The 12,229-nt window shown below is 60.9% G+C and carries 8 protein-coding genes; 4 read left to right on the plus strand and 4 right to left on the minus strand.

Features of this window, described 5'->3' with window-relative positions:
* Positions 1-19 precede the first annotated feature (19 nt).
* Positions 20-1,171 (plus strand): ribonuclease D, encoded by a 1,152-nt coding sequence (gene rnd, locus EB233_RS21895; protein WP_064992300.1) that lies wholly within the window; start codon positions 20-22, stop codon positions 1,169-1,171.
* 40 nt (positions 1,172-1,211) lie between these two features.
* Here rnd and EB233_RS21900 read toward each other — a convergent pair whose 3' ends face one another.
* Together EB233_RS21900 and EB233_RS21905 are read right to left on the minus strand one after the other, a co-directional pair.
* Positions 1,212-1,631, minus strand: coding sequence for an MAPEG family protein (locus EB233_RS21900; protein ID WP_064992299.1), 420 nt, complete (start codon positions 1,629-1,631; stop codon positions 1,212-1,214).
* A gap of 25 nt (positions 1,632-1,656) precedes the next feature.
* Positions 1,657-2,199: a hypothetical protein gene (locus EB233_RS21905; RefSeq protein WP_027051482.1), complete on the minus strand. Its 543-nt coding sequence runs from the start codon at positions 2,197-2,199 to the stop codon at positions 1,657-1,659.
* A gap of 245 nt (positions 2,200-2,444) precedes the next feature.
* On the opposite strand from EB233_RS21905, the gene EB233_RS21910 reads away from it, so the two are divergent.
* The 3 genes from EB233_RS21910 to EB233_RS21920 all read left to right on the plus strand — a co-directional run bounded on the left by EB233_RS21910 (position 2,445) and on the right by EB233_RS21920 (position 5,336).
* Entirely contained in the window at positions 2,445-3,689 is a 1,245-nt protein-coding gene (locus EB233_RS21910; protein WP_064992298.1) for a tyrosine-type recombinase/integrase, read from the plus strand.
* A 496-nt stretch (positions 3,690-4,185) separates the two neighbouring features.
* Positions 4,186-4,407: a hypothetical protein gene (locus EB233_RS21915; RefSeq protein ID WP_155765460.1), complete on the plus strand. Its 222-nt coding sequence runs from the start codon at positions 4,186-4,188 to the stop codon at positions 4,405-4,407.
* A gap of 224 nt (positions 4,408-4,631) precedes the next feature.
* Positions 4,632-5,336 (plus strand): helix-turn-helix domain-containing protein, encoded by a 705-nt coding sequence (locus EB233_RS21920; protein ID WP_064992296.1) that lies wholly within the window; start codon positions 4,632-4,634, stop codon positions 5,334-5,336.
* 1,055 nt (positions 5,337-6,391) lie between these two features.
* On the opposite strand, the gene EB233_RS21925 is transcribed toward EB233_RS21920, so the two are convergent.
* Entirely contained in the window at positions 6,392-10,288 is a 3,897-nt protein-coding gene (locus EB233_RS21925) for an nSTAND3 domain-containing NTPase (RefSeq protein ID WP_064992295.1), read from the minus strand.
* A 746-nt stretch (positions 10,289-11,034) separates the two neighbouring features.
* Positions 11,035-12,228 carry an IS91 family transposase gene (locus EB233_RS21930; RefSeq protein ID WP_064992294.1) on the minus strand — a complete coding sequence of 398 codons (1,194 nt, stop codon included), beginning with the start codon at positions 12,226-12,228 and terminating at the stop codon, positions 11,035-11,037.
* Between the last annotated feature and the right edge of the window lies 1 nt (position 12,229).

A 12,229-nucleotide genomic window follows, 5' to 3' on the forward strand; every position in this document is an offset into this window, starting at 1 on the left:
TCCTGCCAAAAGCGATTTGATGCACGTCATCACCACCCAGAAAGAACTCGAGACCGTTCTCGCCGCTTTCGAAAAGTCGGATTTCGTCACCGTCGATACCGAGTTCATCCGCGAAACGACCTTCTGGCCGATCCTGTGCCTGATCCAGATGGCGGCCCCCGGCGTGACGGCGCTGATCGATCCGTTGTCGCCGGACATCGACCTGAAACCCTTCTTCAGACTGATGGCCAACGAGGCGGTGGTGAAAGTCTTTCATGCCGCCCGGCAGGACATCGAAATCATCGTCCATCTCGGCGATCTCGTTCCGCACCCGGTGTTCGACACGCAGGTCGCGGCAATGGTCTGCGGCTTCGGCGACAGCGTTTCCTACGACCAGCTGGTGCAGCGCATCACCGGTGCGCGGCTCGACAAGTCGTCGCGCTTCACCGACTGGCGCCACCGGCCGTTGTCCGACAAGCAGCTCGACTACGCCCTGGCCGACGTCACCCATCTGATCGAGGTCTATCAGCACCTCAATGCCGAATTGAAACGGGAGGATCGCGCCCACTGGCTGAACGAGGAGATGGACGTCCTGACCTCGCGCGAGACATACGATCCGCACCCCGAAGATGCCTGGAAGCGGCTGAAGATGCGGCTGCGCAAGCCTCAGGAATTGGCCATCGTTCAAGCCGTGGCTGCATGGCGCGAGCGCGAGGCGCGCGAGCGCGACGTGCCGCGCGGACGCGTACTCAAGGACGACGCGATCTACGAGGTGGCGCAGCAGGCGCCGCGCGACGCGGCGGCCCTTGCCAAGCTGCGCACCACGCCCAAGGGCTGGGAGCGCTCCTCGACGGCGACGGCCCTGCTTACGGCGGTCAACACGGCGCTGTCGCTGCCCAAGGAGCAGATGCCGAAGCTGCCGAAGAATTTCCAGCCGCCGGAGGGCTCGAGCGCCGCGGCGGAACTGTTGAAAGTGCTGCTCAGGATCGTCGCCGAAAAGCAGGGGGTGGCGTCGAAAGTGCTCGCCTCCAGCGACGATATCGACCGCATCGCGGCCGAGGGCGAGGAAGCCGATGTGCCGGCGCTGCAAGGCTGGCGGCGCGCGGTGTTCGGCGAACAGGCGCTGAAACTGGTGCGCGGCGAGATCGGGATAAAATTCGACAAGCGCAAGATCGCGGTGTTCGACCTGTAGCGCCATGCCCGCCCCGCCCTGCGGAGCGGGCAATGACAGCTCAAACCGCCCCGAGCAGATGCAGCACGAACCAGATCCAGGCCAGCGCCAGCACCACCGCGCCCGCGAAGAAAAAGCGGCTGCGCAGCCGCAGATTGTTGCTGGTCAGGTGAGCCCAGGCGTGGAAATAGCGAGTGGCGACAAAGATCCACATCAGCGCCAGGGTCAGATAATTGACGCCGTTGGTGACGTGCAGTGTCAAGCACAGCACATAGAAAAGCACCGGCAGTTCGAACTGGTTGCTGAGATTGCTGGCGACGGTGACGCAGGACGCCGGTTCGGTCGAACGTACCTTGTACTGACCGACCTTGGCTTCGCCCGACTTGACGGCGACATATCTGCGCCGGCCCAGCACGCCATAAACGATGTAAATCAGCAGAACATGGGCCAGAACAGGCCAGAAGATCGTCGTCTGGTTCATGAAGTTCCCTCTTCCCTGCCTGACATCAAGCCTGGCGTCTCAGGCCCATCAGCCAGAAAGTGGCGATGACGACCACAGGAATGGCGAGAAGCGCGAATTTGGTGACGGTCAGAGCCGAGGCGAAAGACAGCGAATCCGGATTGGCGGACAGGAAATCGGACAGAAGGCGCGCCACGGCGATGTTCTGGGCATAGTCGGCAAGCATGTAGGGCAGCACCAGCACCAGCGCGAAGATCGACTGCACCTGCCCGGGAAGCACGCGAAAATTCTCCAGGCGCCGGCCGGTTGCCAGGATCAGGCTCACCAAGGTCAGCGACAGCAGCGCCGGGAACAGGAGATCGAAGGTCAGATAATGCCAGACCAGAATGATCTCGCCGCCGCGTCGGCCAAGTGCCGTCAGCCACGCCATGCCTTCGTCGGGCGTGAAGCCGAAATAGCGCATGTCGAGCGACGGCAGACCGCCGCTCAACTGGCGGAAATAGAAGAATTCCAGCAGCGTCATGGCGATGAAGACCGCCGCCGACAGGAAACACAATGCACCCGCGTGTCGCGACAGCCGCAGGATCATCGCCGTCAGGCTCCGCCCGAGCCCGTATTGTTCAGGCTCCGCCGGGATAGTTCGGGCTTTCGCGCCGTCCGCCGGGCTCAATGCCTTGTCGAACAAGGGATTTGTGCCTTTTCCCTTATAAGTCATTGATTTCATGTGTCCCGCTGCCTTGCCGATGGTTGCCACTCTTTACCTTTGACACGCCACAATCTACCATTGTTTGTGCTGACACAGCGCTGACACAGCCTCGAACGGGAACAGGGACAATGGCAGAACCACTCGGTTCCGATAAAGAGATAGCGAAATTACCGAGTCCCGGGAAGGGCCAGCGCCTTTTATGGGACGGCGATGTGCCTGGGTTTGGTGTTCGCATAACCTCCGCCGGCTCCCGCAGCTTTGTCTTCAACTACCGTGTTCGAAGCACTGGTAAAGAGCGACGCTACACAATTGGGTCGGCTGGCGACTGGAAAGTCAGCGCCGCTCGGCTGGAGGCCAAGCGGCTTCGAAAGGTTGTCGACCTGGGGGGTGACCCATTGGGCGACATCGAGGCGTCACGTCGGCAGGCAGACGAGGAGAAGAAGCGCAACAAGACGGTCAACGACCTGTGCGACGACTTTGAGGCGAACCATCTGCCCGCGCTGCGGCCGGCCAGCCGCAAGTTTTACCGCCTCGCCATGAAGAATCACATCCGACCGGCGCTCGGCAAGAAGCGGATCGAGGACGTCGAACGGAGCGATGTCGAGAGGCTTTTCAAGAAACTGTCGGACCTCGGCTGGCGCCACCAGGCCAATCAGTGCGTCACCCTTATCTCGACGCTGTTCGCCTACGCGAAGCATCCCGATCGCCGCTGGTACGTCGGCGAGAACCCCGCAGTGGGCGTTAAGAAATTCAGCCTCGCAGGCAGGGAGCGCTACCTAAGCCCAGCCGAGACGAAACGCTTGGCACGGGCAGTCGATGATCTCGACGACAGGCAGGCCGCAGCGATCATTCGGGTGCTTCTGCTGACCGGTGCACGAGTCGGCGAGACATGCCGGATGCGTTGGGAGCAAATCGACTTCCGCCGAGCGGTCTGGACCAAGCCGGCCAGCACCACGAAGCAGAAGAAGGATCACCGTCTCCCCATCACCGCCCCGGTTCTGGAGGTTCTGTCGAAGGTCCAGAAGGAGCAGGATCCGGCCTCCGAGTGGGTGTTTCCCGGCCGGAGCAAGGAAGGCTTTCGCAATGACATCCGCGCGGCTTGGAGCGCTGCGCTGAAGGCAGCGGAGATCAAGAGCCTACGGGTGCACGACCTGCGGCACAGCTTCGCCAGCACGCTGGTCGGCGGCGGCTTCTCGTTGCCCATGATCGGAGCCGCGCTTGGGCACAGCAACGTCTCGACGACCATGAGGTATGCGCACCTCGCCGACGATCCTCTGCGTGAGGCAATGACGCGCGCAGCGGACCTGATCGAAGCTCCCACGAAGAACGAGCCGGCCGAGGTAGTGAAGCTCTCCGACAGATCATCTGGATGACGCCTCTGCCGCCGTCGGCACCGGATGCCGGATGCCGGATGTTAGGTGCGAAGTTTGGACATGTCCAAACGGAGACGTCGCTGGCCTCATCTTTCTTTTCAACAGCATCGCCGAGATCTGACCTTCGGTGTCAGCAAAAGGTCAGCGCGTGTAACCGTTTCGGTTACGTGTAACCATTTCGGTTACGCTCCCGCAACACATGTGAATAACTACAAACAATCCCTTGTTTCTTGCGCATTGTTGACGCAAATATCACCCATATTTCGGCAATCAAAAGAAGCCGCCGCACGCCTGCCAGCACCCTCCCTATGAGGGCAACCTGGGATCACACGCGCCTTGACCGGTATATGCGGATTTGATTGTCCCTCCGGGTGCTTGCACGCGAAAGCGCGCGCCCGGATGGCAGTGTGAGGCTCGGGAACGCAGACAATCTGCGCCCGACGGCTTTGATACTACATGAACGAGTACGGCGGGCGCCCAGGAAATGGAGCTTGTCATGGACTACAACATTTTCGACGAGTGGCCGACTGAGGACGAATTCGCGAAGGCAAATGGCCTGACGAAGCGCCAGGTCGCTCAGATGCGATCTAAGCCGGACGGCCTCCCCTTCGCCAAGCGCGGCCGGCAGATCATCATCCATATGCCGACGGCGCGCGACTGGCTGATGAAGCGTCTTCATCACCCGAACCCAACGCGCGGACGCGGAGCGCGCAAATGAGCGCGGTTGACCTGCCCACCGGTTCTACCAGGCTCAGCCACGAGCATACCGCAGCGATCGATGAAGCGGTTGAGTTTCTTATCATTGTGCCGCCACTCGAGCGCCCTCGCCCCTTGGTGCCAGCGCTCCGCGAGATGTTTGGTCTGAGCCCGTTTGAATGCTGCGAGGCAATCCGCGAAAGCCATCGACCGGCCATTGCAGGCCGATCATCGGACCAGTGATGTATGGTCGAGGCACGGAAAGACCTGTGGTCGAAGGAGTTGCACGAGCTGTCGAAATACGACTGGCTCACAGCAGTCGGCCTATCACCAGACCATCGAACGAGCCCGCTCGACCTTCGGATCGCGATCACATTGATGAGCCATGCCGACCCTAAGACCAAGCTCGCATGGCCGTCACAGCAAACGCTGATGGCCTATGCGGGGGTAGCTGATGAGAGGCAAGTCCGCACCGCAATATCATCACTCTGCGCGAGCGGAGCGCTTGTGCGCATCTACATCGGCAAGCTCGACAGTTCGAGGCGGGAGAAGATCAACCGGACTTCACGCGGCAAGGCTTACGAATTGCAGATGTTTTGGGCCTTTGAAGTGTTTGAAGCGTCAGCCAACGGCGCCGGACAGCGAGAGCCACCGCAGTTGCGTTCAGGAAAGCAACGCCGGACTACGGTAGTCCGGTCTAAGCAGGATGCCGAGAAAGAGCCAGACCGGACTACGGCAGTCCGGTCTGGCCATGATGCAGAGAAAGTGCCAGACCGGACCACGGCAGTCCTATCGAATAGGACTACGGCGGTCCGGTATGAACAGGACTACAGCCATCCGCCTAATCCTAAGCTGAACCTAAAGGAAACTGAAAGGGCCGGGAAAACGGTTGAAGGCTTGGCGCCTACGCGAGAGAGCAACGGTTACGCGAAGGCGAGCCGGGGCGGATGACGCGCGCTAACGATAGGCGGCGAGCGAAGCGCGCTTTTCAATCGCGCTGTAGCTTCGCTCGCCGCCGGATCCAGTTCGCACCTGGACCCGGCCGCAAGGCCGGGCTTTGAGTGCCCGAGCCAGCGCCCGGCAGAGCAGCGACGGCCTTCGGGCATCTTTCCCGCAGCCGAAGGGCTCCGCGCTAGTCCTGGCCCTGCCCTCGTCGATCTGGCGCACTATCCGAGGTCTCTCGAAAATGTTCCTCGATCAGAACAATTTCCGTGATGTCCCCGCGGGCAGTCGTGCCTCTGGTCCCGTTGCAGCGAGCCGGCGGCAGGTGATTTCGATCAATGGCGGTCCGAGCCCTTACCGCTCCCCGAAGTCGGCGACATCAGAACCGCTGGGAGGACCAACCATCGATGGTGTAGCATCGATTAACGGCCACGCCGCGCCCCGAAAACACCGACGAGCGTGCGACCAGAAGATTGATGGAGAAGAATGTTGAACGACCTCCCCACCGTACAGCGGTTTCGTGCACCCCCGGCCTTCACTCAACTACCGGCGAACCCTCATCGCGCGTCCTGCCCTGTCCCTGCCTCGAAACTGATCGGGTTTCCGAACCCGTCAAAGTCGCTGGCTTCATTTCGGGGTGCGTGGGCGCTTCTCAGTAACCGTTCCGAGCCGGGAACGGTTTTTCAGTCTCGTTACCAGCCGCGACGTCGAGCACCCATTCGTCTGCGCTTTTACCGGTCAACGCGCTGACATGGCCTTGAACAACTGCCCATTCTTGCTGTCGAACGCCAACGGCAGCAATGCGCCTCATTTCAGTCGTTGGCGCGACCCTGGACAAATCGTAGAAGCTGCCGGTCCGCCTAGCCGGGCGGAATGTCCATGACGGGGTGGGCTGCCGACAGTCTGCTTTGAAAGCGGTAGCCCCAAAAAGCAGACATCTGCATATTGGCGAATTAGGGGCCAGTAGCAGTAAGTCCGCTTTTGGTCGCGGTAGCGGTGACGCACTCGTAGCTAGTCTAGGCCACGAATAGATGATCGGTCAGACAGATCCGCGGAAGTGAGGTTTAGTTCAGAACGCCCACCACCCACCCGGCCGGTCTGTCGGACGCTTTCGATTGTGTCGCTTGCCGATAGGATTCGGAGAAGACGGGTACGAGAATCTCGCGCTCTGCCCGCAAGATACGAATAAGCTCCTCACCCATGTTTAGATGCCTGAAGATTGCAATGGTGTCGTCGATGGTGGCGAGGAAACGAGGTGGCTTGGCTTTGATTACTTTTATAATCAGGTTTGCGTATCCCTCAGCCAACGACTCTGCATTATCGTCGCCCCCCTTTGCCTGATCGTCGTCCTCCTCGTACGGCAATTCTGACAAGGCCTTCTCGGTTCTGTCGGCCTCAAGTTGTATTTGGAGCATGGTGTAGACTAGGATGTCGCGCGACATGCGCTCGTCGAGCGATTTCCGAATTACGGGATCTGAGATCCACTGGTTGGACGAGGTCGCCTTATCCAGTACATGTTGTGCAACCTCCGCCATCTCGTCCAACCACGGGTCGAGATTCTTATCGGGTCCAATGGCCTCGAACAGCAGCGTCCAGAAATTCTTTCTCTGACGTGCACCATCGAAAATGGTTAGCCTAAGCAAGTGCCGGAAGACAGCGTTCGCATCGACCGCCGCCGCAGCCAAGATCAATTTCCTGACATTCGGGTTCAGTTTGGTTGATCGCGAAAGTACAAGTTCGAACGCCCCGTCGAAAAGCGGATCAGTAGGGTCCCGAGCAATCGCGACTATGGCGTCCTGCCAGAACTTCGAATTCGGATTCTGCTGCCAGGCCTCGAACCGTCCGGGGTAACCGGTAGCAATGGCGAAGCACGCTTCGAACAGCTCAGGATGCTGCTTTCGGATTTCTACATGCCCATCTTTGTACCGGCTCCCGGATGGAAGAAGCACCTCCTCGATCTCCTTCGGCACCTCTCGTCGTGTAAGGGCCACGGCCTGGCGCCAGATCCGATCCGAAGTATCTTTCGTGAGCGTACGCAAAAGCGCATCTCGCTCCAAAGCAGAAAGCGACGGCCACCATTCGACGGCGTTCGAGACCGCCGTGAGAAGGTTACCTGTTAGGTGGAGGTCAAGGAGCCTCTGAACTCCATCGGCACGAAGATCGGCACGAGTGCTAAGGTAGTCGAACAGGAGATCTATCACGCCCAATGAGAAATCGTTGAGGTAGCCACCTTCGCCATCCGTTCGCCTTGCCCAAGAGATCCAACTATCGCAGAGCGAGGCGATGGCCTCCGAAGCAAGGATCTTTCCAGCCTTGCGGCCGACGTCGTAGAGGCGCGCCTCGTTGAAATGCGCCTGTGCGGGCAGTGCATCGAGCACCGTAGGCATTAGGGCTTGGAACAGTTCCCACGGAACGGATTCCGGCGTCAGTCTGCCCCGATCAAAGACGACGAGAAATCTAAGAAAGACGGTGGCATTGGCTGGCGTTACCATGGCTTTCAAACCACGGACGACTTGCTGCTGCCGCGGCTCGCTCAGGTGGATGAACGCCTTGGCGGTGCTTTCGACCGCTGCGCGTGCAACGGCGGGATGGGTTTCATCGAATATGCGCCCCAGTACCTCGTTGTCGTCCTCCCTCGAACGAGAAAGCCATATCTCCACGGCCTCAGCTCGAACGACGGCGGCATCATAAGATAGCAGGCTTTCAACGTGGCGGCGGCTTGCCGACTCAGGGTTGTGCTTGAGGAAGAGGATTGCCTCGCCAGCAACCTCCGGAGTGAGCGCGGAACCGCTCGGACTCTCGAGAATTTGGAGCGCCGGCGCGACATCTACTTCATCGGGCCCTACGTAGAATCGAAGGAACTCATCGTCGCGTACGTTCCCATCCGGCGGGAGCATCGGCTCTCCTTCATGCCAATCGAGGGACTCGATCTGAATGGCACTGACATGGTCCGCCGCTTCCGCGACATCGATCCCCGCTTCCGTCGCAGCACTGTAATGTCGGTTCAGGAAGTCAAAACAAATGTCGCGAGTAGTGAGGTACAATGATTGAAGCCCCTCCTCCGCCCTCTTGAGGACAAGCAGCGCGTCCTTGCTGCCCAGCCTAACCATCAGCCAATCCAGGCCCCGGGCCGCGGCTCTCGTAGTAGCCGGAGATCTCGCGAAGAGGGCCCGTTCATGCATTACCATCATGTCGTCAATCTCCCGCCTTGGCAGAGGTCGGAATATGCGTTCTGCGGCCGAGCGATACATCGCGTGGGTGAAACCGCTGCGATGGGAGGAATCGGTTTCAACCATGCGACGACGCTCGAGCATGTCGAGATCCTCCTGATCGTCATCAGAGATCGACATTTCACCCGTGTAATTGGGAAGCGTCGCCTGCGCGCGCTTGCCACCGCCAAGGGTTCGGGTCAGACCCAGATACGATGCCTTGCTCGGCAGTAGGTCTCCGCCTTTGCCGGCAACGAAAGCGAGGTCCTGTCGAGCCACCGGCTCCTGCGGCGCGGAGCCCAGCGCCAGGGCTTTCAGCATGGTTGGCGATCTGCTTTCGAGGCGCAGCGCTCCGGCAAGGACATCAGCATCGACAGTGGCAGCGCGGACCGCATCCTCCACGCACATGGTACCTGATCGAGCAGAAGGTAGATTAGCGAGGTATTCCAGCGTACCAGGTTCTAAGCGCACCGACCCAGCGCGGAGCGCTTGGCCCACGGCCGACCGCAAGGGATCGGCGAGGCCGCTGCGGATGCAGAAGGATTGCCAGACGGTCGCAAGGAACGCGCTCGGACGCTCGGACATGTCGACCCAAGCCACCCCCGCGGGCTTACTGTCTTGCAGAACCTCGACGCCTGCGACTTCAAGCAATCGCTCCCGACCCTGTGAGACGATCAAACGCCTGTTCGCGCGAAGGCGAGGAACAAGCGCAGACAACCGTTGCAGCTGCCGTTCCGGCTCCGGCGCCGGGTGCGCGCCGCCGAGGGGGTCGTCCAGAACCGCAATGCGGAGGCCACCAGCAGGGTCGAACAAGAAGCGCTCGACCTCCTCAATGGTCCCGAACTGCTCAATCCTTGCTCCATGGCGTTCGAATTGCCCGGCGATCCATTTTGCGGTGGTTGACTTGCCGCACCGCGTCACTCCGGAAAGAAGGAGGCAATTGTCGGTGCTGAAGAGCGCTGTCCAGTCGGCCTCTTCGGAACCTGGTACATAGTCCAACGGGATGATGGACGATGGTATCTCTCGGGCTATCTGCGCCTCGATCGCGGACGCTAGATCTTCGCCATTCTTGCGCTTAGTGCCGACAATCGCTCGCAGTCGTGCGATCATGTCGCCCAGACGATCGTCGGGGATGCCTCTTTTGCGAAGATGCCGTTCGATGCGATCCGTGACGGTATCCTTCGTCGCGCGATCCAAAATCGCAATGCGGCTCAGAACGTCACGAACGTGTTCGACCGTAAAGGTCGCGGCCGTGGCTGCATGATGCAGAACGCGGTCGCTGTGGAGCTTTCCTTGGCCGTTGTCGTCGATTGCGCTTGCCCGGAATGCCTGGATGAACTGCTTTGCGAGGTTCACTTTGATGGTTGTGGCTGACTGGCCACGAGGCCAATCGTCCCCGACAATTAAGGGCTCAAGTGCGTCGCTCGCGCGGCCTGTCGCGATCACGATCACTCTTCGCTGCGAGTCGGCCATCAGACGCTCGATCAGCATCCCGCGGTCCGTCCGCTCAGGGAAATGCGTCATCCACAGCGCTAAGCTCTCGATGGTCGCCGGCGTTGAACCGGCCTTGACCTGCACTTCGAAATGGAGCGCATCAGGTGATGTGGTGTAAAGCGAACCATCCTCTCCACCCTTCGGCTCGACAACGAACCTGTCGATGCCGACACCCGCATCTACGAAACGCAACACTGTATGGACGCAGGCCAAGTCCTGAAACTCGAAGCTCTCTGGGGCAGTGCGTGCGATGGACATATCCGGCTCATCGTCGTTCGGATGCTTTGTGGCTCGGCTTCTACAGCATGGGCTATAGTGTTCCTACTGCTGTCCAGTAAAAATGAGCCTCCATCAAGCTGTACCGATCCATCAAGTCTGAATGTCCTAAAGTGCGGCAGCACGCCATCGGACATCGCCGGCCGATACGCTGTCAATTTCGGCCGTGGCGGCGACTCCCAAAGCTCGGCCGGTGACACCCAAACGCTGAGTAGTCGGTTCCTACATCGGATTGGCGCAAATGACCCCCACCGAGCAGATCGCTTCCGCCCCGCCTGGAACATAGTGTCGCCAGAGAGAATGTCCGCTTTTACATATCCGACGCGCAACTTAGAACGGCTGGAATGGGGTCGTCGGCGGCCGTTGGATTTCGGCCTGCCGAACGGCAGCTTTATCCAGCGGTTAACCCAAAGGCGGACTGTCGGTTATCGTGAAGAGTTTCGGGCGCCGGCAGGCGTACGAAAGTCCCCGAGGAAGGAACCCGCGGGCCACAGTCGATGGCTATGGGGATTTCGATCTGCGGCTGATGTCGGCGATGGCTGGGGCGTCGCCAGGGAGGGCAGAGATGGATGCCGACAGGCCGCTTCGTTGCGCCTCCATGGGGTATGGCCCGCCCGGCACGCGGCTGGGCGCAGCTGTGTCGGCGTTGATGATCACCATGGACGTGCGTCGATCCGTTGCCGGAGGTTGAGTGCCTGCGGCTGAATGCTGGATGATACCATGCCGGGTCATGGGGCGTTCTCCGGGTTCGGTGTCGATTTGTCCGGGGGCCCGCGCGGCTGCCTCCATCGGTCGAAGGTCTCGATGACGATCATGCGTCCGCCACAGCAGGGGCATGGCGGGCGGAAGTCGTCCGGTTCTTCCATGGTGTCCTTATCGAACGCTGCGGCGACGTTCAGGAGTTCGCGCGCAAGCGCGAGGCTGGCCTTGCGAGCGGAGCCGGCAAGCAGCCCGTAGTGTCGGATGCGATGGAAGCCGCGCGGCAGGACGTGCAGCAGGAAGCGGCGGATGAACTCATCGGTGGCGATCTTCATGACCTGCTGCCGCTCGGCGCCAGGGCGACGATAATCCTTGTAGCGGAAGGTGACGCCGCTCTCGTCGAAACGGATGAGGCGCCGGTTCGAGATCGCGACCCGGTGCGTGTATCGCGACAGATAGGCGAGAACCGCTTCCGGCCCGGCGAAGAGCGCCTTGGCGTAGACCACCCAGCGCTTCTTCCGGACCGGCGACAGGTGGCGCAGGAATGCCCGCCGGTCGGCGAGGTGCGCCATCGATCCGAAGAAGCTGAGCCGGCCCATATCGTGCAGCGCGAGCAGCCGCGTGAGGAACAGCCGTCGGAACAGCTTGCCGAGCACACGCACCGGGAGAAGAAAGGCCGGGCGCGACGATATCCACCGGCTTCCGTCCGGCGAGACGCCGCCGCCCGGCACGATCATGTGCACGTGTGGATGGTGTGTCATCGCCGAGCCCCAGGTGTGGAGAACCGCAGTGATGCCGATCCTGGCTCCGAGGTGCTTCGGGTCGGCGGCGATCGTCAGCATCGTCTCCGATGCCGCCTTGAACAGCAGGTCGTAGACCGCCGCCTTGTTGTGGAAGGCGATGTCGGCGACCTCGGCGGGCAGCGTGAACACGACATGGAAGTAGCCGACCGGCAGCAGGTCGGCCTCGCGCTCGGCAAGCCATGTCCGCGCCATGGCACCCTGGCACTTCGGGCAGTGCCGGTTGCGGCAGGAGTTGTAGGCGATGCGCCACTGGCCGCAGTCCTCGCAGGCCTCGACGTGACCGCCAAGGGCCGCGGTGCGGCAGTGCTCGATCGCCGACATGACCTTGAGCTGGGCGGGGCTCAGATGCCCGGCATGGGCGACCCGGTAGGCGGGCCCGGCAGTGCGGAAGATGTCGGCGACCTCGAGCGAGGCGCGCACG

The sequence above is a fragment of the Mesorhizobium erdmanii genome (assembly GCF_013170725.1).
GTDB classification, from domain to species: Bacteria; Pseudomonadota; Alphaproteobacteria; order Rhizobiales; family Rhizobiaceae; genus Mesorhizobium; species Mesorhizobium erdmanii.